Source organism: Tenuifilum sp. 4138str, assembly GCF_041102575.1.
In the GTDB taxonomy this organism is placed as follows: Bacteria; Bacteroidota; Bacteroidia; order Bacteroidales; family Tenuifilaceae; genus Tenuifilum; species Tenuifilum osseticum.
Map to the genome: position 1 here is coordinate 140,788 of NZ_JBGCUE010000009.1, position 22,763 is coordinate 163,550.

The following is a 22,763-nucleotide window of genomic DNA, read 5'->3' on the forward strand; positions in this document are numbered from 1 at the left end:
ATGGCAGACCTATCAACCACATACATGGGCTTCACGCTGAAGAACCCATACATTGCATCGAGCTCCGGACTTACCGACTCGGTTGAAAAAGCAGCCCTGCTCCAGAAACATGGATTTGCCGCCATTGTGGTTAAATCGCTCTTTGAGGAGCAAATCATGATGGATGTTGATGCCCAACGCATGAACAATATGTTCAACTCCTACAGCGAAGCCGAGGAATACATTGAATACTACACCCGCAAGCATGCCCTTAGCAGCTACGTTGAGCTAATTGATGGCATGAAGCAAAAGCTAAGTATACCGGTAATTGCAAGCATCAACTGTAGTAGCGCCGATAGCTGGATTGACTTTGCAGGCGATATTCAAGCTGCCGGTGCCGATGCCATTGAGCTCAACATGTTTATAATGCCTTCGGATGTTAAGATGAAAGGCGATGAGATTGAAAAAATTTACATCGATGTTGCCCGCAAGGTAGCACAAACACTATCGGTTCCCGTTGCAATGAAAATACATCACTACTTTTCAGGCATGGCAAACTTTGCCGTGGAACTATCCCGAACCGGAATTAAGGCACTTGTCCTTTTCAACCGGTTTTACCAACCCGATGTAGACTTGAACACCCTTAAGGTTACCTCAGGCAGCATACTCAGCCATCCCGATGAAAATGCAGAGGTTCGCCGATGGCTTTCCATTCTTTCAGGGCGAGTTGCATGCAACCTGGCAGCCTCAACCGGCATACACGACTGGCAAACAGCAGTCAAGAATATCCTCTTGGGAGCCAATGCAGTTCAGGTGGCATCGGCTATGTACAAATCGGGCCCCGAGATACTTGAACCATGGATTGAGGAAACCAATAAATGGCTAGATACCAAGGGGTTTGAATCCATTAATTCCATTACTGGCAAGCTACGCCAAGCCGATAGCATTAAACCGCTGGCATACGAGAGAGCACAGTTCATGCGTTACTTCTCCGATGCCCGATAATTGTTAAACAATTTTAAAAGTAGCCATAGAATTTTTCTGTGGCTATTTTTTTATTCCTAAGCTAAAGCGTTTGAAACATTAGATATTCCCTAGGTTTAGTTATATCATAAAAACAACATTAAGCATTTTTTTACTTGTGTACCATTAGTTTATCCTATTGTGTAGAATTTGTTTCATTTAAACCTAATCTAAAAATGTTTGTCCGATTTTATAGTTCAGGTATTAATACCAAAAAATAAAAAAGTTAACTGTTTTCATTAACCAAGCAACAAAAAGATTGGCATAGACTTTTATAACCCTAATTTAAAGAATTATGAATCGAACTAACGGAAATAATGCATCGAAAAAAGGGCTTGAGATACTTAAGCCAGCATTGGCTGCTGGTCTGATATCGCTATCGTTTATTGCCCTTGAAATACTTTGGACAAGAATATTCTCGGCAGAATATTTCTACACATTTGCCTTTCTGGTGCTTTCGCTGGCAATACTCGGAATGGGCCTTGGCGGGCTGGTTATTAGGTTATGGCCGCGCCTAAGTAACGAAAATAATTTATGGATTTACCTGCTACTAGGAAGCTTAATTTCGGTGGTAGCCCCAATTACAGTTTTACATTTCAATATCGACTTTACACTTCTGTTTAGCAGCAAGGCAATGATTGGAAAAATTGCGCTGGTAGTTTTCTTGCTAAGCGCTTCGTTTCTTTTTGGAGGAATGTCGTTAAGCCTAATTTTCAAAAAACATCATTCCCAAATGCCCAAAATTTACATGGCCGATTTAATTGGTGCCGGGCTAGGTGTAATTGTTGCTGTTTTGCTAATGAACCTTATTCAGGTTCCCAAAACCGCATTTTTAGTTAGCATTCCTTCGCTTATTGTTGCGTTTATTTATGCAAAGAAGTGGACTAAAGTTTTCCCTTTAGCGCTGGCAATAATGCTAATTGCGTTTCTTCCCAGAGCCGAAAAGTTGCTTAGCAAGCAACGGAAGGAGCGCTTCGAACTAATATATCAGCATTGGGACGCAATGGCTCAGCTAAAAGTTGAAAAGGTGAATGACGATTTTTACTATGCCATAATCGACAATGCCGCCCACTCCCCCACATATCACTTCGATGGCAATTTTGATGTTCCCGACAGCATGAAACTGTTTCCGGGCTATCCCATGAAATATTTTGTAAGGCGAATACCCAACTGTACCTTTTTAGCACTTGGCGCTGGAAGCGGTGGCGATGTGCTTAACGCTTTGAGTTCGGGAGCTAAAGAAATACACGCGGTTGAAGTTGTTCCGCAAATAAACAAGCTAATGACCCATGGGCTTCTTTACGATTTCACCGGGAAAATATACAGCAATCCTAGAGTAAATGTAATTACGGAAGATGGTCGTTCATACGTTCGTCGTTTCAAAAATAAGTTCGATATCATTTACGCGCTAAGCTCCAATACATTTGCATCGTTAGCATCGGGTGCTTTTGCCTTGGCCGAAAACTACCTTTTTACCAAAGAAGCTTTTGAAAACTACTACGATGCCATGACCGATAACGGAATACTTTTCCTCGATCACCAATTCTATGTCCCACGCCTTGTTTCGGCAGCAAAGGAAGCGCTCGAAGAAAAACATGTGGCCAACCCCAATGATCACATCGCTGTTTTTCATTCCTACGTTGGCAGAAGAAAGTTAATGGTATTCAGCAAAAAACCAATTGAGCAAGAATGGTTAGCTAACGGCTTAGCAGAGCTTACTCAAGGAGAAAAACCTTATATGGTGCAACAATACCCAAGTCCGCCCGATTCGCTAAAGCAAAATTTAATAGCCGAAATTATGAAACATGGCTGGCAAAATGTTCAGGATACTGTTGCCATCGACATTTCGCCAAATACCGATAACCGACCTTTTGCTGCGCAAATGGGGTTGCTTAAAAATCTAGATTTTTCTAAGCTCGACAAAATACCGCCTTACGAATTCCAGGGTTTCCCACTTGCTAAGCTCCTAATTTTTATAATCCTTGCAATTGTTACGCTAATTGCAATACCCATAAACCTGATACCTTTTATTAAGAAAGGCGAAAAGTTAACGTTACGAGGTTGGGGTTACTTCTTCCTAATTGGCGCCGCTTTCATGGCCATTGAGGTTATTCTAATTCAACAATTCACGCTATTTATTGGCTCTGGCGTTTACGCCTTCGTTTCAATCCTTTTCATTTTGCTCTTATCGTCGGGGGTTGGAAGCCGATTCTCGCAAAAGGTTAAACCCCAAATTGCTTTCCTTGGAATAATTGCCTGGATTCTGCTTAATATTTTTGTTTTTCAGCGACTAGTCTCATCACTCGCATTTTTAGAAGTTCCTTGGCGCATACTTATTACCATAATCCTAATAGCTCCGCTAGGCTTTTTTATGGGAATGCCATTCCCCAATGGAACAAAAAAAGTAGGGGAACTTGTAGATTGGGGGTTTGCAGTAAATGGAGCTGCATCGGTACTGGGATCCACTGCAATTATGCTGGTTGCATTCACCTTGGGATACAATTTCGCATTGCTGGTTGGTGCTGCTGGGTATTTGCTTGCAATGCTGGTTATGCAAAGTAAAAAAGGTTGGGTAAAATAGCTAAGTGACTTAATTTTCTAAACGGGACAAAATCATAATTGTCCCGTTTTTTTTTCTCCCTGACATTTATTTTTTATCAAGCTCTTTTAATTTCACCAAATTTCTTGCAGCTTTGCATTGAAATAAATTCACCTATGACACCCAAACTGAACATTGCTGTAATGGCAGGAGGCAATTCCTCCGAAGCAAACATTTCGCTTAAAAGTGCTGCGCAAATTTCGGGTTGGCTCGACTCCAACAGGTTTAATGCGTACACCATTTTGGTTAAGGGAAATAGCTGGACTTTAGAACACGCAAGCCTTGGTTCAATTCCTGTAGATAAAAACAACTTTACAGTTGATATCAATGGTGAATTACTGCAATTCCATTGCGCGCTAATTGCAATTCATGGCACTCCCGGCGAGAACGGACTGCTTCAGGCATACTTTGAGATGCTTCAAATACCCTACACCACAGGAGGAGTTATGAACTCTTCCGTTACCTTTAACAAGTATTACTGCAAGGAGTTAGTTCGCGAAACAGGAGTTAACCTCGCAAAGGGATTGCTGCTCAGGCGCGGTCAAAAAGTAGATGTGCAAGCAATTCTGGACACATTGGGATTACCCATTTTTGTCAAACCCAATGAGAGCGGCAGTAGCTACGGAGTAAGCAAGGTTAAGCAGGCCACTGACTTAATGCCCGCCATTGAAAAAGCATTTGCCGAGGATAAAACTATTATTCTGGAGGAGTTCATACCCGGCCGAGAATTCACCTGCGGTGTTTTCAAATACCAGAATGGTGAAATGATTATGCCCGTAACCGAGATAGTCCCTGAAGCCGAGTTTTTCGATTACGAGGCAAAATATCAAAACAAGTCGAAAGAGATTACCCCTGCCCCAATCCCAGAATCATTAACCAGTGCCATACAACAATTCACTTCAAAGATATACGATCGCTTGCAATGCCGCGGTGTGGTTCGTGTGGACTATATTGTGAATAATGATAAAATCTATTTCCTTGAGATAAATACCGTCCCCGGCATGAGCGAGGCTAGTATTATCCCCCAGCAGGTTAAGGCCATGGGTGGGAACATGCGCCAATTCTTCACACTAATCATCAACGATGCCCTTAATCGTAGCAGGGAGTAGCGAAGGCTAGCTGTTTCGTAACTTTACCACATGGGCGGTAACACCAACCGCAATTAACAGTAGTATTAACCGGATAACGTTGCCAACATCAAGTGTTGCAACACTTGTAAGTATAGATGCCCAGAGCAATCCTAAAGTATACCATTTCACTCGTCGTGGCATTGACCGGCGTTCAATGTAATCGTGTATGTATTTTCCGAAAAGCCGATGGTTTATTAACCACCGGTAAAGCCTACCCGAGCTCCGAATGAACAGAAATGCGCTAAGCAGCATAAAGGGTGTTGTGGGTAGTAATGGTAAAAAAATGCCCAACACTCCCAACCCAAACGATACTATGCCGAATATCACAAAAAAAGCCCTTAACGCAGGGCTTTTCGCTTTTCTTGCTTTTTGTAATTTCAAGTTAGTGCCCGTTAAAACTTATGCCATGCAAAGATAGCAATTGTGTTCAGGCGCAACTGGCTAATTAAGTTAAATGATAATTATTTTGATTATTCTAGCTTATTGCCATACGGGCAGATACACTAGGCACAAAATAACCCTACCCATTGGACTTTCCTCCCTTGTGGCTACCATCGCAAAAGGGTTTATTGCGCGATGCCCCACAGGTGCATAGGAAAACCTCCTTGGAGTTATCGGGTATAAGGCTTTCACCATCGAGGTTAACAATAAAGAAGCGCCCCTCAACCCTAATTGGGCCTCCTTTGCTTAGATGCAGCTTTGCTGCAATTTTTTTTGGTTGGTTCATTTTGCTACTCACTATCACGGAATCCTTTTTTGAAATGTGTGCCATCGCAAAATGGCTGGCTGTTTGAATGACCGCAGCGGCAAATGGAAACCATTTTCATTGACTTAACCTCCTTGCCATCGGCATCAATAATCTGAAAATCGCCTGAAACCAACAATGGGCCATTGGGCATTACCTGAATCTTTACCGGCGTAACCTCAAACGCCTCAACCTCCTCGGGAGTAAATTCCCGAACACATTTGTGCGAACGCTCTTGCTTATTTTTTTCAGGATTGTTCCACATAAAGGTAAGTGCGTTTGTTGGGCACTCATTCACAATCTCAATAATTCGCTCTGTGCTGGCACCGTTCATGTTAACCCAAGGTCGTTTACGGGGGTTAAACACTGAGAGCAGCTTAGTGTAGCAAATGGAAGCATGAACACACTCCCCTGGTCGCCAGAACACAGTGATTTCGTCGTTGGAATATTTTCTGTTATCGCTTTCCATGTTCGCAATTTACAAAAACCAACGCAAAACGGCAACACTTTGTTCAACAACCAACCCAAGGTGATACATAATGGATAAATGTGTTCACAATAGACCACTAAGGCAAGCAACCCGCTACCAAGAAACAAATACAAAGCTGACATCAAAACAAGGGACGATACCTGATAAGAATTTTAAACCTACAACCATTTAACAAAATACTTATTTTTTTACATCACACCCCCCCTGTTTTTTTATGCATATTAATTTTTTTTATTTTTTTTGAATACTTACCCCTATTTTTTTATAGGTCTAAACTATTTATTTTGTTTTTTCTTATATTTGCCCTTGAAAAACATACCACACTATGCCAAAACTACGATTTAAAGCATTCGGTGAAGCAACTAATCGCATCCCGGTTGACATGAACGGCGAGGGCAAAGCAGAATCGCTTGTCGATATCTTTGCCATCAATGTATTCGATAGGCCTAAAATGAAGAAGTACCTATCGGAAGAAGCTTATGAGAGTATTATCACCTCCATTGATGAGGGTAAAAAGATTGATCGTAAGATTGCCGGCCAGGTTGCCTCGGCCATGAAGGCCTGGGCTATTGAGCGTGGGGCTACCCACTACACACACTGGTTCCATCCGCTAAACGGTTCCACCGCCGAAAAGCATGACGCATTCCTCTCAATTGATATCAAAGGTCAACCCATTGAGGTTTTTAAAGGCGATATGCTTGTTCAGCAAGAACCCGATGCCTCAAGTTTTCCAAGCGGGGGCATCCGTAATACTTTTGAGGCCCGTGGATACACCGCTTGGGATCCAACCTCACCAGCCTTTATACTAGAGAATACGCTATGTATTCCCACTGTGTTTGTTTCGTATACCGGGGAGGCGCTCGACTTTAAAACACCATTGCTCAAATCGCTTGCACTACTCGATAAGGCAGCCCTTTCGGTGCTGGAGTACTTTGATAAGGATGCCCGTAAAGTTTATGCCACGCTTGGCTGGGAGCAGGAGTATTTTCTGATTGATGAATCGCTGTATAACGCCCGGCCCGACCTTGCATTGTGTGGCAGAACGCTTATGGGACACGCTGCGGCTAAGGATCAACAACTTGAGGATCATTACTTTGGTTCAATTCCTGCAAGGGTTTCCGCCTTTATGCGTCATTTTGAGGTTGAAGCACTTAAGCTTGGTATACCTATTAAAACCCGCCATAACGAGGTGGCACCAAACCAGTTTGAGTGCGCACCCATTTTTGAGGAGGCCAACCTGGCTGTTGATCACAACCAGCTTATCATGTCGCTGATGGATCGTATTGCTCGCCAGCACGGCTTCCGTGTTCTATTTCACGAAAAACCCTTCAAGGGGATAAATGGCTCAGGCAAGCATAACAACTGGTCAATGATGACCGACACTGGGACTAACCTGCTTTCACCAGGCAAAACACCAAAGAACAACCTACAATTCCTGACCTTCCTAATCAATACCATCAAAGCCGTACATGACCACTCCGCATTACTTTTGGGTAGTATAGCATCGGAACCAAACTCCCACCGACTTGGTGCGCACGAGGCACCGCCAGCCATCATGTCAGTGTTCATCGGCAAAACCCTAAGCGCCGTGCTCGACGAGCTGGAGCAAAAGGTGACAGACCAAAAAATGACTCCCGACGAAAAGACCGAACTTAAACTGGAAATCATTGGTAAAATCCCGGAGATCCTTTTAGACAATACTGACCGCAACCGTACATCGCCATTTGCCTTTACCGGGAACCGATTCGAGTTTCGCGCTGTAGGCTCCTCCGGCAGTTGCGCATCTCCAATGATTGTGCTTAACACAGCCGTGGCCAATCAGCTCATGAAGTTCAAAGATGAGGTTGATAAGGTAATTGCCAAAGGAATTAAAAAGGACGAAGCCATAATCCAGTGCCTGCGCAAGGTGATTATTGAGTCAAAAAAGATTCGCTTTGAGGGCAACGGTTACAGCCAGGAATGGGTTGACGAGGCAGCACGCAGAGGGCTCCCTAACATCAGCAACCCACTGGAGGCATTCAAGACCTTCCTGCTCGACTCCTCTGTAAAACTCCTCACCGGTAACGGAATACTAACAAAACGCGAGCTTGAAGCACGGTACGAAATAAGGAACGAGATCTTTGTAAAAAAGGTACAAATTGAAGCCCGCGTGCTTGGCGATTTAGCTATCAACCATATTATCCCCACTGCCATCGCATACCAAAACACCTTAATTAGCAACGTTAAGGGATTAAAGGAACTTTTCCCAAACGAATGGGAAAAACTTGCCGATCATCAGCATGCTTTAATCCTTGAAATTTCCGAGCATATACATGCCATAAGCCATCAGGTTAACGAGATGATTGAACGCCGAAAGGAAGCCAACCAAGTTGAAGATATTGTTGAAAAAGCCCACTTATACGGGAAAAACGTTAAACCCTATATTGAAAGCATTCGCACGCATATCGATAAGCTGGAAATGATTGTTGACGATGAGATGTGGCCTTTGCCCAAGTATAGGGAGATGCTATTCATACGGTAATAGCATTCAACTGCTAAAACTTTTTTTGATTTTCCATACGCCCCGCCCTTTAAAGCGGGGCGTACTTAATTGCACAAGTAGTTTTGATACTCTTGTGATTGATTGTTGTATTTGTATGCTAACCCTAATCAACATTAAATGAGGTCATCCTTTTAAATGGGCGAGCAAAGTAAGCATCTACCCTACCATGCAGAAAAACCATTGTGAATAAGTTATAATAAAAAAATAGCCCTTGCGTTACTACTTAATTGGCATTTACTTATATTTACCATAATTTTGTGACTAAAACCTTTAAAGCACAATGAAGCGACTACTTCTTATTGCATTGGGATTAGTTTACCTAACCTCAGGAAACATTTCGGCTCAACCCACTAAAAAGTTAGAGAAAGCCGATGCGCTATACAATGCCGGTGCATACTTTGATGCGATTGCCCTTTACCGCGACGATATCGACAAGATTAAAGATAAAAAGGAACTTTCCCTCTACCTTTTTAAAATTGGAAACTGTTTTAGACAAATAGGAGAACCCCGTCAGGCCGAGCAGTGGTACGAAAAAGCCATTCGAAGGGAATGCCCAAACCCTAAGGTTTACTACTACTATGCTGAAATGCTGAAGATGAATGAGAAGTACGACCTTGCCATTGAACAGTTCCAAAAGTACAAAGTTCTTGTCCCTAACGATCCCCTTGCCGAAGTCGGAATACAATCGTGCGAACTTGCCAAGCAGTGGATTGCCACCCCGGCTGGTTATGAAATAACCAACATGCGTGCCATTAACTCAAAGTTTAGCGATTTCTCACCCGCATACGCTTCAACCGACTACAATATTCTATACCTTACCAGCTCCCGCAACGGTACTGTCGGAAACAAGACAAGCGCCGTAACCGGCGAGAATTTTTCCGACATTTTTATCACTGAGCTCAACAATAAAGGGATTTGGAGTGCCCCAAAACCTCTGGATGAAACCATAAACTCGCAATTCGACGAGGGCACCCCCTCGTTAACACCCGATGGCAACAACATGTTCTTTACCCGTTGTAAGGTTAGCAAGCGCAACAAACTTGGATGCCAAATACTTTACGCCAAGCAAAGCGACCAAGGTTGGCTTACTCCTAAAGAGTTGGAGCTGGCTGCCGATAGTATGATTGTTGCCCATCCAGCCATTTCGGCCGATGGAACTGAACTCTACTTTGTAAGTAACATTCCCGGAGGGAACGGGGGGCTCGATATTTGGAAAATTACCCGCCAAGCGGGTTCCGAAGAGTGGAGTGCACCTATTAACCTTGGCCCACAAATCAACACTCCCGGGAACGAGATGTTTCCATACATTCATCCCGATGGCACCCTTTACTTCTCTTCCGACGGACATCCCGGCATGGGCGGCCTCGATATATTTAAGGCAAAGAAAAACGATGAAGGCCAATGGGTAATAGAGAACATGCGCTACCCGGTAAACTCAACTGCCGATGACTTTGGTATTATTTTCGAAAAGGAACGCGAAGCTGGTTTCTTCTCCTCAAGGCGTAACGGTGGCCGTGGAGCCGACGATATCTACATGTTCTACCTCCCGCCTATAAACTTTAACATGATAGGCAAGGTAATAGATGAAAAAACAAGGACTACAATCACCGATGCTACCGTTAAACTGGTTGGCAGCGATGGCACCATTGCAACCATGCAGACCCAGAGCGATGGTTCATTCAGGTTTAACCTTGTTCCAAACACCGATTACGTAATTGTAGCTTCAAAGAAGGGATACCTGAACAATAAGGCGAAGGAAACCACTAAAGGGTTAACCAAGAGCCAGGATTTTAATGTTTCAATAGCATTAACTTCTACCGCAAAACCAATTGAAATACCCAACATTTTCTACGATTACGACAAGTGGGAACTTCGTCCCGAGTCAAAAGAAGCGCTTGATAACCTTATCCAGATACTGAACGACAACCCCAACATAACCATAGAGCTGGCATCGCATACCGACAGTAGGGGCTCTCAGGAGTATAACTATGAGCTATCGCAGAAGCGTGCTCAGGCCGTAGTAAACTATTTGATTGAAAACGGCATAGCAACCGATAGGTTGAAAGCCAAAGGCTACGCCCAAACCCAACCAAAGGTTGTTGACGAAAACCTTGCTGCTCAATACCCTTTCCTAACACCAGGAACTGTTCTTGATAAGAAATTTATCGACTCCTTAACCAATGAGGATCAAAAAGAAACAGTTCATCAAATCAACCGAAGAACTGAGTTTAGGGTGCTTAGGGAAGATTATCAAAGTTCAGGCAAATGAGTTTATTAATCATAACCTGATTTAATAAGTCGGCTGGGACATGCAATTTTTTATTGCGTTGTAATTATTATGAAAAAAATATTATACATAGCATTTTTTTTAATTCTAATTACAGAAAAATCATTCTCTCAGGATTATATAGTCCAGGTTAAAGACAGAAATAGGGCTATAGAATTAATTTCACAGGCAAATACTTTTATAGAAAATAACGAGTTAGAAAAAGCATACATAACTATTTTGGAATCGATAACAATTGACTCTACATTCAGACCAGCATATTTGTATTTATTCAAAATATTCACATTAGATAACCTATTTGCCGACAAAGTTTTACCCTTTTTAATTAAGGGAAGAAACATTTACAACGATGACGACGAATTAACTTTTTATATTGCAGAAATTTATAGAATTAAATCTGAGTATGAAAAAGCAAAAATAGAATACAGTAAAGCTATTAATCTTAGCAAAAATAATGGTGAATATTTTCCTTTAATATACTTGTATTACTTAAACAGAGGGAATTGCAATTTAAAATTAAATCAGAATGATTCAGCCATTTTAGATTATACTAATTCAATAAAATTAAAACCCAATCATTCCAATACATACTATAATAGGGGAATAAGCTATTACGCAAAGGGATCTATAGACAAAGCTTGCGAAGACTGGAGTACATCCCTAAAACTCGGGAACAAGAATGCTAATGTTTACATTGATAAGTTTTGTAAATCAACTAAAAATAATAAAAGTCTAAAATAATTTATTAGAACAATGAAACAAACATTACTTTCATTTCTCTCAATCTTTATCATGAATTTAGCATCAGGTGAAACAATCAAAGTAAAAATATTTTATGATAAAGAGTGGAAAATTTGCAAAGAGAGCACTGCAAGTTACTATAGAATATGTAACTGGAATACCGATAAAAATTATTTTGATGGTGAATTCCATGATTATTTAATAAATGGAAAAAAGATTGTTGAAGGTAATTATGTGAATAACATAAAAAGCGGTTTATTTATTTTCTATTATGAGTCAGGCATCGAATGGATTAAGGGAGAATTCAAAAATGACATCCCAATAGGAATTTGGACATGGAAATATCCAAATGGAAATACTCACTTTACATTGAAATTTGAAAATAATAATTTTTACTTTATTAAATATTATGATGAAAATGGGAATGATATCTCTTCGAGTAAAATAAACTTTTCATATTCATTCCAAAATGATTATCAAAATCCAAATATGTTAATCAATGGGTTTATTATTAATAAAATAAAAGAAGGTAAATGGTTTATATATAATAGTAAAGAAAAAATAGGTTTTGATCTATACAAAAATGACAGTTTAATTAAATCAAAAATAAATAAATCTTATATAAAGATAAATGAAAAATTGATAAATAATACTCTTTTTATCCCATACTCCTTATACGCTTGCGATAAAATAATTATTAAAAGCGACGTAAGTATAGAGGACTATCCTTTTTTAAGCGTTTTTATGAAAAATGTTTGGCGGCCAATTGAATCAGCAATGGGTATTCTCGAAGATACTTCAAGTGTTGTACCTGATAACAAGCCAATGTATATAGATGGTATTGAAGGAGTAAATAAAACTATTTCACAGAATTTAATTGTTAATAAAAAATATGTAACTGAATGCAAAAATTTTGGATGGTTATACTATGAAATAATTATTGATGAAAATGGCAACGTTATAGACCAAAATATACTAAAAAGCCCTGACAGTGTAATTACAGAAATAGCATTAAAATCGCTCAAATCATTAAATACTTTTAAACCCGCATATTTTCAAGGGAAACCTATAAAATCGAAATTTAGTTCAAGGATCCTATTTCGTGAACCTAGGATTGTTAAACCCTAGAGAATTGAATAAAAAAACACCTTGTCGGCTTATAAATTCATCACTTGATCGTTTAGTTAACAATAGCAAATAGCTCATTGATGTCAATTTTAATTATTTGTTTCATTTTACTTTGGTTTAATAAACTGGCACTAAATTTGTCATCACTTTATTACATTTCAAACATTTTGTTAGTTTTGCGTTGAACCAGCTATTCAATGTAACCTAATGAAAACATTATTAGTATAATGATTTTGTTATACAATGCGACTTTCAATAAAAATATTATCCATACTATTTGTTCTGCTTGGCTTCAATGGCATATCAGCAGCTCAAAAGTTTTATGAAGCTGAAGATGTCAAGGATGCCCAGGTGAAATTCTTTATTGTTGATAGTCCAGAGCAGGCAGACCTGCATTTCTGCATCATATACGAGGCTTCCGAAATAACTAAACCGGGTGTAATGATGGAGGTTGAAACCCCCAAGGAGGCCGATATCACTCTGATATTTGTTGATAATGAGAAAGATGCCGATATTAAGGTTTGGCTTGTAGACACTCCAGCCGAGGTGAAATGGATTAATGAGTCGAAAAAGAAACTGCTTTCTGTTGGGGGATTAAAGTAATTCCCCTCTTTTATCTTCAAGTTGGTTGTAACGTAAATATAGGTTACCTTTGCAGTTAAAACGCACCCCATGAACAAAAATTCCCGTTACGACCAACGCGGCGTTTCCGCATCGAAAGATGATGTCCATAAGGCAATTAGCAACCTGGACAAGGGGCTCTTCCCAAAAGCATTCTGCAAGGTTGTTCCCGATTATCTTACAGGCGACCCCGATTACTGCTTGGTGATGCATGCTGACGGGGCCGGTACCAAATCGTCGCTTGCCTATGTATATTGGCGCGAAACCGGCGATATGTCCGTTTGGAAAGGCATTGCACAGGACGCTATTGTAATGAACATCGACGATTTGCTTTGCGTGGGGATTACCGATAATATTTTGCTATCATCAACCATTGGCCGTAACAAGAACCTGATTCCGGGCGAAGTGGTTTCAGCCATCATTGATGGCACGGAGGAGTTCTGCCAAACCATGCGCAGCATGGGAATTAACATTGTGCTTACAGGTGGCGAAACAGCCGACGTTGGTGATTTAGTGCGAACAGTTATTGTTGATTCTACCGTTACAGCCCGCATAAAAAGGAGTCAGGTTATTTCCAACAGCAACATTCAGGATGGCGATGTAATCATTGGTCTGGCATCGTTCGGCCAAGCCTCATACGAAAAGGAATATAACGGAGGGATGGGGAGCAATGGACTAACCTCAGCACGCCACGATGTATTCGGACACTACCTTGCCCAAAAGTATCCGGAAAGCTACGACCCTCAGGTACCTGAAAACTTGGTTTACAGCGGCAACCTTAAGCTTGAGCAACCCGTTGAAGGTACTGGCCTTACGGCAGGCAAACTGGTTCTATCCCCTACCCGAACCTATGCACCTATCATTAAAGCCATACTAGATAATTACCGGCCTGTAATACATGGAATGGTTCACTGTTCGGGAGGCGCACAAACTAAGGTGATGAATTTTGTGAACAACCTTCACGTGGTTAAGGATAACCTCTTCCCTGCACCACCGCTATTCCGTATAATTCAGGAACAATCAAATACTCCCTGGCAGGAGATGTATAAAGTATTCAACATGGGACATCGATTCGAAATTTATGTTTATCCTGAGTTTGCCGATGACATTATTGCAATTGCTAAAGAGTTTAAGGTAGATGCCCAAATTGTTGGATACTGCACTGAGGCTAGTTCAAATAAATTAACCATTAAGTCGCCTTTCGGTGAGTTTCATTACTAACTCAAAAAGAGATTTTTTGCTTACCTTTGCGCCAATAAATTTTTGATATGGCAGATAATACTATACTGCGTAAGCTTGAAGGAATAAGGCATAAGTTTGAGGAGATTGGCCAGCAGATAACCGATCCTGCTGTAATGGCCGACATGAAAAAGTTTGTCGCACTTAACAAGGAATACAAGCAGTTGGAGCCCATTGTTGAGGCTTACGAGAAATACAAAAACGTTCTGAGCAACATAGAATCGTCGAGGCAGATACTGGCAAACGAGAAGGACGAGGAACTCCGTGAGATGGCCAAGATGGAGCTAGAAACCCTTACCCAGGAACAAGATCAGCTCGAGGAGGAAATCAAAATTCTACTTCTCCCCGCCGATCCTCAAGACTCCAAAAATGCTGTAATGGAAATTCGTGCTGGCACCGGTGGCGACGAGGCAAGTATTTTTGCCGGTGACCTGTTCAGGATGTATTCAAAATTCTTCGAGAAGAAAGGTTGGAAGTACGAGGTTACCAGTTTCTCCGAGGGTACGGTTGGAGGTTATAAGGAAATTATCATGAATGTTACCGGTAATGGCGTTTACGGTGTGCTTAAATATGAGTCGGGGGTTCATAGGGTTCAGCGTGTACCTCAAACCGAAACTCAGGGTAGAGTACATACTTCCGCTGCTACCGTTGCCGTTCTTCCTGAGGCCGATGAGTTTGATATCGACCTTAAAATGGAAGATATCCGTAAGGATACCTTCTGTTCCAGCGGGCCTGGCGGGCAAAGCGTTAACACCACCTACTCAGCCATTAGATTAACCCATATACCCACCGGCATTGTGGTTCAATGCCAGGATCAAAAATCACAGATAAAGAATTTTGAAAAAGCCCTCACGGAACTCCGCACCCGCCTTTACAACATGGAATACCAAAAATACCTCGATGAAATTGCATCGAAGCGTAAAACGATGGTTTCCACTGGCGACCGTTCCGCAAAAATCAGAACATACAACTACCCGCAAGGGCGTGTAACCGATCATCGTATAAATCTCACCCTGTATAACCTATCGGCCATAATGGATGGCGAATTACAAGAAATAATTGATAAACTTCAGCTAGCCGAAAATGCTGAAAGGTTAAAAGCAGCTGCTGCAGAAGAATAAAAAACAATGCCTATGACAGCCCAAGAACTATTTGAACAGATAAAAAAGAAGCGAAGTTTCCTGTGTGTTGGGCTCGATACCGAACTCACTAAAATCCCTGAGCATTTGCTCACCAAGGATGACCCAATGTTTGAGTTCAACCGTAAAATTATTGAGGCCACCCACGATTTAGCCATTGCATACAAGTTAAACCTTGCTTTCTATGAGGTTCATGGTGCAGCGGGCTGGAATAGTTTGGTGAAAACCGTAAAGTACCTTAAAACGCATCACCCCGATGTTCTGGTAATTGCCGATGCTAAGCGCGGCGACATTGCAAACACAGCCAGAATGTACGCTAAAGCGTACTTTCATAGCTTAGGCTGCGATGCCGTTACAGTATCGCCCTATCTTGGCCAGGACTCGGTTGTCCCCTACCTACAGTACGATGGCAAATGGACAATCCTTTTGGCAATCACTTCAAACGAGAGTTTTGGCGATTTTCAGCTGGTACACAATAAGCAAACCGGCAACCTCCTCTTTGAGGATGTAGTGCTTAAATCGATGCACTGGGGCAGCGATGCCAATATGATGTTTGTTGTTGGAGCAACTCACCCTGAATACTTTGCTGCTGTTCGTAAGCATGCACCTCACCACTTCCTGCTAGTCCCTGGCGTTGGCGAGCAAGGCGGAAGCCTTCAAAAAGTAGCAGAAAACGGCATGAACGACCGTTGCGGCCTGATTGTAAATTCATCGCGGGGAATCATTTACGCCGATATTACCGGGAATTTTACCTCTGAGGCCCGTAAGCGCGCCCTTAAACTCCAGCAGGAAATGGAAGTGTTGCTCAAACAGAATGGATTAGTATAGTTCCACTTACTGCTCTATAACCTTTTTACCAAACCACGACCAAAAATTAAGATGAAATTTCTCGCCAGCTTCGCCGGAATACATATTTAAGTATGTAAGCCTCGATGGCTGGTTGGGCAAAAAGCGTAAGAACTCATCGTTATTATATAGGAGTGTAGGCTCTGGATGGAACTGCACTCCAATTACGTTTGGGTATTTTGTATGAACAATAGCCTCAACCACATTACCATCAATTGAGGTAGCAATAATTTTTAAATTCCTTCCCAGTCGTTCCACCCCCTGATGGTGACTGCTTAACACCCAGGGCTGTCCCTGGCAAATGGATTTTAGAGGTTCATCAACGATACTGACCTGGTGGAAATTCCCCCAAAGGAGTTTATCGTCCAAAGCATAATTGGCATTGTAATTTCTGTGCAAGTTGTTGGTTTGCTGTATGAGCGCATCCTCAACACTCTCAATTCCGTAAATCTCGGAAGGGATATCCTGCACTAAAGTGCCACCTGCTGCAACGTTCATGGTTTGCATTCCAAGGCAAATGCCTACGACAGGCATTAAAGGCTTGGCATCGAGCAGAGGCTGAAATAAAGTATCCTTTGAGCCCCCAATTAAATGAAACATGAACGACACCTCAAAGTAATGGCGAGCCGGATCGGTTATTTGGGTTAATAGCGATGTTTTCTCTCCATAAATTGATGGGGGGATATCGGGGCCACCCGTAAAAATGAAACCATTGCTCACCTTGGTTAACCGAACAAAAACATCAGTACATTCGTTTACCCGGTAAATTGCGGTTTCGGTAATTGGTTCCTTAACAGGCAGCAATCTAAAGTTCTCCAGCTTATTCTTCTTAATGTACTCAACCGATTTTGAGTAATCGTATTTTTCAGAGGTGTGATACACACCAATAACTTTTGTCACCGAAGGTATTGGAAATATCTTACTATCAATTAAATAGTTAAATGTTTTGATATTGTTCTCGGTTGGGTGTACTAGAATAAGTACCCTATCGTGTTTCCCAATGTCATCAATCCCTATAACAATATTACCAGAATCTCTACTACAGGATAGGATGCTTAGCAATACCCCTGCAGTAATCAGTAAAGTTTTCCAACTGTTCTTCATATTTTTAGAGTAATAAGATACTAGAACCTAAAGCCCAAGCTAAACATTTGGGTGCTGGGAATAACATTTCCATCCTGTTCTAATGACAACACTGCAACCTGACGAACAAACTGGAAATTAACATTCATAATGCTGAACCCCACGCCAACCTGAAAGCCATAATTATCCTTTTGAATGTAATTATCCATGTCAAAACTTCCATTACCAACTTTACCTGAAAATCGGTAGGAGTAGTATCCTCCTCCTATAAAGTACAGATTTGGCGATAACATTTGCTTCCTTTTCCCACCCATGTAAAGAAGGATACTGGCTGGAGCCATAACCTCATGGGTTCTGAAATGACCATACCGATGCTCTGTTCCAGTTGTTTGGTAAAGTGCACCAACCTGTAAATCGATATACCTACTTAATCCAATTGTGAAGGATAACCCTGTGTTAAAAGAAAAATCTTCCTTTGAGTTGTAGAACTCATCCCTGTAATCGTGGTAAGTATTGCCAATGCCTACTTGGTATCCAACCGAAAATTTATCGTTACCCAAAGTTTTTGCTGCAAACCTTGCATCGGGTTTAACGCTATCAGTAGTTGAAAGCTGTAGGGTTGCATCGGCTACAAAGCTTGCAATCTTCGCCATTCCTTCATAGTCAAGCTTATCGGCATCGTCTTCGGGTTTATGGTAAGGCGAAACCGTAGAGGTAAACACATGCACGGCAGGTATTCCTATCTTCCCAAACGGTTGAGTGTCGGTTTGCATTTCAACACTTCGTCCCGATTTTTTCACTTGAATACCATGCTTTGAAGCCAACTGAACGAAAAAATCATCGCCATCGCTAAGCGTTTTATTCCCAACCAGGTCGATACCTCCATACTTTTGCAGCATCCCAACCATGTCGAGACTAAACATGAACTTTACCTTGTCGGTAGGGATAACCTTATTGTTTACAAGGTGGCTTGAACCTACTAATCCGGCCTCCTCCCCATCGAAAGCAATGATTATGACAGAGCGTTTAAGCTTATCGCGGTTAAGTACAAGCCAGCGCCCAATTTCGATAATTGAAGCAACCCCCGAGGCGTTATCGTCAGCTCCATTGTAAACCACTTTTTCGCCGTTTACTATTTTATAGGCCACATGGTCGTAATGCGCTCCAAGTACTATGTATTCATTTTTTAGAACCGGATCATTGCCCTCTACCCAACCAATAATATTTGCCCCTTCGGTCTTGAGCATCATACTGGAACTGATAAATGAGTGTAGGTACTGCCCTTGCCAAGGAGTTAGTCCAACCTCTTTGAACTTATCAGTGATGTATTTTGCAGCCATGCGCCCCCCTTCAGTCCCAAAACCCCTACCCATAAGTGAATCGGATGCAAGATAGTAAACATGACCCTTTAACAAATTCGAATCAACTTGCTGAGCAAATGATAAAACGCTGCAATAAAAGGTAGCAAGTGCGCTTGCAATAACTGTAATCCTATTCATTTTACAAGTCCTTTGAAAAATTATTGTAATGTTACAAAATATTTTAAAATGCTGACCCAATAAAGCAGCATTATTAACTTAAAAGTTTTCTCTCAGCAATAGATACGCTTTAACATTTTTTATACTTTCATTTACATGATTTTCACTACTTTACAATATCCTTATAGTTTAGATAAAAAAAAATACGCAAATGCGAAACAATGAATCGAACAACCCCATACATTTGCATTGAAAATTAAACTTTAATGTTTAACTAACAAACCCAAACATTTCGATTATGAAAAAGACACTTTTACTTGGTTTTGCAGCCTTAACTATGGTTGCTATGCTTTCAAGCTGTGGCAAAGTGCCCCAGGAAAAGATTGATGCTGCTAACGCCGCTATTGACTCGGCTAAAGCTGTTGAAGCTGATGTTTATCTTGCTGCTGATTTCGCAGCTGTTCAGGATTCAATGAGCGCTGTTATGGCTGACATTGAAGTTCAAAAGTCAAAATTATTTAAGAAATTTGGCCCAGCCAGCGAAAAACTCGATCGTATTCTTGGCATGGCTCAGGAGCTAAAGGTTAACGCTGTTGCTAAGAAAGAAGAGGTTAAGAAAGAAGTTGAAGGCCTTATGACCGAAGTTGCCACCATGATGGAAGAAAATGGCAAACTTATGAAGAAAGCACCTCGTGGTAAGGAAGGCGCTGCTGTTCTTGAGCAAATGAAAGCTGAAATGGCCACCATCGAGGCTACTGTTAACGAAGCTAAGGGTCTTTACGATGCTGGCAAGTACATGGATGCTTCCAATAAGATGAAAGCTGCTAAAGAAAGCGCTACCAAGATTAACACCGAACTTAACGAGGCTATTGCTAAGGTTAAGGGCAGAAAGTAATTTATTTGCCTGCTATAAAATCCCCGGCCGTTTTTTACCGGGGATTTTTTTTGATATTTGCACCCGTATGAAACCGATTTTAAAGTACAGCTTAATTACCCTTGCAACGTTATCAGTTATAGGTGGTGGATTTGCCCTATTTTACTATTCTATACCCGAACCGCCTAAAGGCGATATCGATTATGCCTTGGCCTCGCTTCATCAGGCATCGCTGTCAAATGCCAAGCGTTACTCCAAGGAAAAATACTTGAAGGCAAAGGCATACTTTGATTCTGCCATGAAGCAGTGGAATATTCAAAACAAGCGCTTCATTTTAAGCCGCGACTACCAAAAGGTATCGTACTTTGCCAAGAAATCGGCCGAAATAGCTAAGAGCGCAACGAGTAACTCCAAGGAACTTTCAAAAAACTTGGTTATTACGGTTAAGGATAAAATTGACAACCTAACCGCTCTTGTCTCGAACATGAACAACCTTTTTCAGAGGCTACCCCTGCCTGATGAGTTTCGCAAAAAAATCTCAAAAGGTAAAATGTTAATCCATGAGGCAGAGGTGGCATTTAAGAAAGGCGATTACCTTGAGTCGTCAGAAAAGATTAAGTTGGCTGAGGATCTAATTATGGATTCCTACAAAAAAACTCTCGATGACCTTGAAGATTACTTCAACTCACAACCATACTGGAACCGACTTGTTAAAAGCGCTATTAGCAATACAGCCAAAAACAACTCCATGGCTATTATTGTGGATAAATTTGCCCGAAAACTCTTTATCTACCAAAACGGTTCAAAAAAGTATGAATTTGATGCCGAATTTGGCAAGAATTGGGTGGGACGTAAACGACTGAAAGGCGACAAGGCTACTCCCGAGGGAATTTATCTGGTTAAAAGCAAAATACCTGCAAATAAAACCAAGTATTTTAGGGCATTGCTACTCAACTACCCTAATTCAGAGGATATTGAAAACTTCAACAAGGAAAAAGCCACTGGCCGAATACCCAAGCACGCTCAAATTGGTGGACTAATTGAGATCCATGGCGATGGCGGCAAAGGAACCGATTGGACTGATGGGTGTATTGCTCTTGACAACAACGATATGCTAAAGGTGTATAAGGCTGTTGAGATTGGCACTCCGGTAGTTATTGTTGGATCAATTGCCGACTTCAACAGCATAGCCATGAGCCTGAACCTTAAACATAATCAAATAAAGGGTTAACTATGAATAGCAATGAAGATAAAATAGATTTCAACCCCGAAATAAACCCTAAGCTAAAACGGTTGGGCTTTATAATGCTGCATATCAATATAATCCTTTCAGGCTTCATCATTCTTTATTTTTATCTCTCCTATTTGTCACAACCCATGGCAGAATTAGTGGTTAAGAACAGAAAGCTAACCCTTGTAGCCGACTTCATACAGGACGACAAGGTTGATGTAAAGAAACTTCAAAAGGAAGTAGCCTCATTAAAGCAACTGTTCCAAAACCTTACGCCCGCACAACCATACATTGTGGTTAACACAACGTACAATCGCTTCAGGCTATACAAAAACCGCAAACAGGTTCGTGAAGGATTTTGTAGTACTGGCAACTATACACTACTAAAGTCGTACGATAAACGTCAATGGATTTTTCATACCCCAAAGGGTATGTATAAGGTGTTAGGGAAAGTAACAAATCCTGTTTGGCGTCGCCCGGACTGGTCGTACGTTGAGGAAGGGCTGCCCATTCCATCGGCCAATGACCCATCGCGTTGGGAAGCTGGCGTTTTGGGCGACTATGCCCTGAGCATTGGCGATGGTTACCTGATTCATGGAACAATATACAAGCGATTCCTTGGTATGCCTGTAACACACGGATGTATCAGAATGAATGACGAGGATCTTGAAGCAGTTTACAAAACCCTAGATCTGGGATCGAAGGTTTACATTTACTAATGATCGTTTTTATGCGAAAACCTATAAAAATCACCCTCTACACCACGGCCATAATAGTTGTATTACTGGCTGTTGCATATACCATTCTTAAAGTAATAGCATTCCAGAAAGCCATAAACAACATTGAGCAACACATTGCAAAAGAGCTCAATAAACGAAAGAAAACAGTTGAATGGGTTAGTGAACCCGACTCAACTTTAAAAAAATTATTGGTGGATAAGGCTTACTACAACGCGTTGATTACCGCTTCCAAAACTGACTCAATATTTTTAACCATTAATATTCCGGACAGTACCGTTTCGTTAATGATTAAAGGGGTTGTTGCTCACAAAGCAAAAGCAGAGCACATTAAAGTAAGCCCTTTGTTTTCTGCTATTAATCCAACCTTGCTTATTCAAGGATTGTCGGTTCCATTAACAATATCGAAGCATACCTCAACCATCCCCAAAGTACCATTAATGATCAAAATTGCCCCACGCGACACCTCGGAATATACGCCCGATGTTATACCTGATACAACCGACCTTGACCCTGTTAACTTTATTATTGAGCTAAAACCAAACATTTTACTTTACTTCTACGAGTCAAACCCTTCGCAATCGTCGGATGGGTTTAATCAGTTCAAGTTCGATCTTAGAGAGCGCACGTGGACTGTTGTTCAGGATGTTAAAAGAATTCTCAGACTTAAAGCACCGGTTTACAAGCCCTACATCAGATTTAAGCTTGGCAAGAAAGATGCAAAGGTGATATACCGGGCAATTCCCAACCAGGGACAAGTAGTTTTACGATTAGACTAAACCACTATGGATTGAAAATCCATAGGTTTTATTAAACGGGAAAGAATGAAATTCTTTAATCTTTTTCTAAAA

Annotated in this window: 20 protein-coding genes; 15 read left to right on the plus strand and 5 right to left on the minus strand. The window is 41.3% G+C overall.

The window, feature by feature from the left end; all coding sequences use genetic code 11:
• The 3 genes from AB6811_RS09790 to AB6811_RS09800 all read left to right on the plus strand — a co-directional run bounded on the left by AB6811_RS09790 (position 1) and on the right by AB6811_RS09800 (position 4,710).
• Entirely contained in the window at positions 1-984 is a 984-nt protein-coding gene (locus AB6811_RS09790; RefSeq protein ID WP_369490276.1) for a dihydroorotate dehydrogenase-like protein, read from the plus strand.
• Positions 985-1,297: 313 nt separating this feature from the next.
• Positions 1,298-3,583 (plus strand): spermine/spermidine synthase domain-containing protein, encoded by a 2,286-nt coding sequence (locus AB6811_RS09795; RefSeq protein WP_369490277.1) that lies wholly within the window; start codon positions 1,298-1,300, stop codon positions 3,581-3,583.
• A 134-nt stretch (positions 3,584-3,717) separates the two neighbouring features.
• Complete coding sequence (locus tag AB6811_RS09800) at positions 3,718-4,710, plus strand: D-alanine--D-alanine ligase (protein ID WP_369490278.1); 993 nt, start codon at positions 3,718-3,720, stop codon at positions 4,708-4,710.
• A gap of 6 nt (positions 4,711-4,716) precedes the next feature.
• Here AB6811_RS09800 and AB6811_RS09805 read toward each other — a convergent pair whose 3' ends face one another.
• From AB6811_RS09805 to AB6811_RS09815, 3 genes are all read right to left on the minus strand, one after another.
• A complete protein-coding gene (locus tag AB6811_RS09805; RefSeq protein ID WP_369490279.1) occupies positions 4,717-5,058 on the minus strand; it encodes a YbaN family protein in 342 nt (113 codons plus the stop codon).
• 193 nt (positions 5,059-5,251) lie between these two features.
• Positions 5,252-5,458, minus strand: a complete 207-nt coding sequence (locus AB6811_RS09810; protein ID WP_369490280.1) for a CDGSH iron-sulfur domain-containing protein — start codon at positions 5,456-5,458, stop codon at positions 5,252-5,254.
• A gap of 4 nt (positions 5,459-5,462) precedes the next feature.
• A complete protein-coding gene (locus tag AB6811_RS09815; RefSeq protein WP_369490281.1) occupies positions 5,463-5,945 on the minus strand; it encodes a CDGSH iron-sulfur domain-containing protein in 483 nt (160 codons plus the stop codon).
• Between the two features lie 346 nt (positions 5,946-6,291).
• Here AB6811_RS09815 and AB6811_RS09820 point away from each other — a divergent pair, with 346 nt between their 5' ends.
• The 8 genes from AB6811_RS09820 to pyrF all read left to right on the plus strand — a co-directional run bounded on the left by AB6811_RS09820 (position 6,292) and on the right by pyrF (position 16,491).
• A complete protein-coding gene (locus AB6811_RS09820) occupies positions 6,292-8,487 on the plus strand; it encodes a glutamine synthetase III family protein (RefSeq protein ID WP_369490282.1) in 2,196 nt (731 codons plus the stop codon).
• A 301-nt stretch (positions 8,488-8,788) separates the two neighbouring features.
• Positions 8,789-10,777 carry a PorE family type IX secretion system protein gene (porE, locus tag AB6811_RS09825; RefSeq protein ID WP_369490283.1) on the plus strand — a complete coding sequence of 663 codons (1,989 nt, stop codon included), beginning with the start codon at positions 8,789-8,791 and terminating at the stop codon, positions 10,775-10,777.
• Between the two features lie 69 nt (positions 10,778-10,846).
• Positions 10,847-11,536 carry a tetratricopeptide repeat protein gene (locus AB6811_RS09830; RefSeq protein WP_369490284.1) on the plus strand — a complete coding sequence of 230 codons (690 nt, stop codon included), beginning with the start codon at positions 10,847-10,849 and terminating at the stop codon, positions 11,534-11,536.
• A gap of 12 nt (positions 11,537-11,548) precedes the next feature.
• On the plus strand, positions 11,549-12,664 hold the full coding sequence (locus AB6811_RS09835; RefSeq protein ID WP_369490285.1) for a hypothetical protein: 1,116 nt from the start codon (positions 11,549-11,551) through the stop codon (positions 12,662-12,664).
• Positions 12,665-12,907: 243 nt separating this feature from the next.
• Positions 12,908-13,267 (plus strand): 7(1) septoil knot domain-containing protein, encoded by a 360-nt coding sequence (locus AB6811_RS09840; protein ID WP_369490286.1) that lies wholly within the window; start codon positions 12,908-12,910, stop codon positions 13,265-13,267.
• Between the two features lie 69 nt (positions 13,268-13,336).
• Complete coding sequence (locus AB6811_RS09845; protein ID WP_369490287.1) at positions 13,337-14,506, plus strand: AIR synthase related protein; 1,170 nt, start codon at positions 13,337-13,339, stop codon at positions 14,504-14,506.
• Between the two features lie 47 nt (positions 14,507-14,553).
• A complete protein-coding gene (prfA, locus tag AB6811_RS09850) occupies positions 14,554-15,645 on the plus strand; it encodes a peptide chain release factor 1 (RefSeq protein ID WP_369490288.1) in 1,092 nt (363 codons plus the stop codon).
• A gap of 12 nt (positions 15,646-15,657) precedes the next feature.
• Complete coding sequence (gene pyrF / locus AB6811_RS09855) at positions 15,658-16,491, plus strand: orotidine-5'-phosphate decarboxylase (protein ID WP_369490289.1); 834 nt, start codon at positions 15,658-15,660, stop codon at positions 16,489-16,491.
• 6 nt (positions 16,492-16,497) lie between these two features.
• Here pyrF and AB6811_RS09860 read toward each other — a convergent pair whose 3' ends face one another.
• Positions 16,498-17,613 (minus strand): gamma-glutamyl-gamma-aminobutyrate hydrolase family protein, encoded by a 1,116-nt coding sequence (locus tag AB6811_RS09860; RefSeq protein WP_369490290.1) that lies wholly within the window; start codon positions 17,611-17,613, stop codon positions 16,498-16,500.
• 20 nt (positions 17,614-17,633) lie between these two features.
• Positions 17,634-19,091, minus strand: a complete 1,458-nt coding sequence (locus AB6811_RS09865; RefSeq protein ID WP_369490291.1) for a M28 family peptidase — start codon at positions 19,089-19,091, stop codon at positions 17,634-17,636.
• Between the two features lie 277 nt (positions 19,092-19,368).
• Here AB6811_RS09865 and AB6811_RS09870 point away from each other — a divergent pair, with 277 nt between their 5' ends.
• The 4 genes from AB6811_RS09870 to AB6811_RS09885 all read left to right on the plus strand — a co-directional run bounded on the left by AB6811_RS09870 (position 19,369) and on the right by AB6811_RS09885 (position 22,691).
• Positions 19,369-19,965, plus strand: coding sequence for a hypothetical protein (locus AB6811_RS09870; protein WP_369490292.1), 597 nt, complete (start codon positions 19,369-19,371; stop codon positions 19,963-19,965).
• A gap of 67 nt (positions 19,966-20,032) precedes the next feature.
• Positions 20,033-21,175, plus strand: coding sequence for a L,D-transpeptidase family protein (locus AB6811_RS09875; RefSeq protein WP_369490293.1), 1,143 nt, complete (start codon positions 20,033-20,035; stop codon positions 21,173-21,175).
• 2 nt (positions 21,176-21,177) lie between these two features.
• Positions 21,178-21,894 carry a L,D-transpeptidase gene (locus AB6811_RS09880; RefSeq protein ID WP_369490294.1) on the plus strand — a complete coding sequence of 239 codons (717 nt, stop codon included), beginning with the start codon at positions 21,178-21,180 and terminating at the stop codon, positions 21,892-21,894.
• 11 nt (positions 21,895-21,905) lie between these two features.
• Positions 21,906-22,691, plus strand: a complete 786-nt coding sequence (locus AB6811_RS09885) for a hypothetical protein (RefSeq protein ID WP_369490295.1) — start codon at positions 21,906-21,908, stop codon at positions 22,689-22,691.
• Positions 22,692-22,763: the final 72 nt, after the last annotated feature.

Excerpts from the sequence above, each read along its gene's own strand:
- AB6811_RS09790 (WP_369490276.1), top strand. The coding sequence starts at position 1 with ATGGCAGACCTATCAACCACATACATGGGCTTCACGCTGAAGAACCCA.
- AB6811_RS09795 (WP_369490277.1), top strand. The coding sequence starts at position 1,298 with ATGAATCGAACTAACGGAAATAATGCATCGAAAAAAGGGCTTGAGATA.
- AB6811_RS09800 (WP_369490278.1), top strand. The coding sequence starts at position 3,718 with ATGACACCCAAACTGAACATTGCTGTAATGGCAGGAGGCAATTCCTCC.
- AB6811_RS09810 (WP_369490280.1), bottom strand. The coding sequence starts at position 5,458 with ATGAACCAACCAAAAAAAATTGCAGCAAAGCTGCATCTAAGCAAAGGA.
- AB6811_RS09815 (WP_369490281.1), bottom strand. The coding sequence starts at position 5,945 with ATGGAAAGCGATAACAGAAAATATTCCAACGACGAAATCACTGTGTTC.
- AB6811_RS09820 (WP_369490282.1), top strand. The coding sequence starts at position 6,292 with ATGCCAAAACTACGATTTAAAGCATTCGGTGAAGCAACTAATCGCATC.
- porE (WP_369490283.1), top strand. The coding sequence starts at position 8,789 with ATGAAGCGACTACTTCTTATTGCATTGGGATTAGTTTACCTAACCTCA.
- AB6811_RS09830 (WP_369490284.1), top strand. The coding sequence starts at position 10,847 with ATGAAAAAAATATTATACATAGCATTTTTTTTAATTCTAATTACAGAA.
- AB6811_RS09835 (WP_369490285.1), top strand. The coding sequence starts at position 11,549 with ATGAAACAAACATTACTTTCATTTCTCTCAATCTTTATCATGAATTTA.
- AB6811_RS09840 (WP_369490286.1), top strand. The coding sequence starts at position 12,908 with ATGCGACTTTCAATAAAAATATTATCCATACTATTTGTTCTGCTTGGC.
- AB6811_RS09845 (WP_369490287.1), top strand. The coding sequence starts at position 13,337 with ATGAACAAAAATTCCCGTTACGACCAACGCGGCGTTTCCGCATCGAAA.
- prfA (WP_369490288.1), top strand. The coding sequence starts at position 14,554 with ATGGCAGATAATACTATACTGCGTAAGCTTGAAGGAATAAGGCATAAG.
- pyrF (WP_369490289.1), top strand. The coding sequence starts at position 15,658 with ATGACAGCCCAAGAACTATTTGAACAGATAAAAAAGAAGCGAAGTTTC.
- AB6811_RS09860 (WP_369490290.1), bottom strand. The coding sequence starts at position 17,613 with ATGAAGAACAGTTGGAAAACTTTACTGATTACTGCAGGGGTATTGCTA.
- AB6811_RS09865 (WP_369490291.1), bottom strand. The coding sequence starts at position 19,091 with ATGAATAGGATTACAGTTATTGCAAGCGCACTTGCTACCTTTTATTGC.
- AB6811_RS09870 (WP_369490292.1), top strand. The coding sequence starts at position 19,369 with ATGAAAAAGACACTTTTACTTGGTTTTGCAGCCTTAACTATGGTTGCT.
- AB6811_RS09875 (WP_369490293.1), top strand. The coding sequence starts at position 20,033 with ATGAAACCGATTTTAAAGTACAGCTTAATTACCCTTGCAACGTTATCA.
- AB6811_RS09880 (WP_369490294.1), top strand. The coding sequence starts at position 21,178 with ATGAATAGCAATGAAGATAAAATAGATTTCAACCCCGAAATAAACCCT.
- AB6811_RS09885 (WP_369490295.1), top strand. The coding sequence starts at position 21,906 with ATGCGAAAACCTATAAAAATCACCCTCTACACCACGGCCATAATAGTT.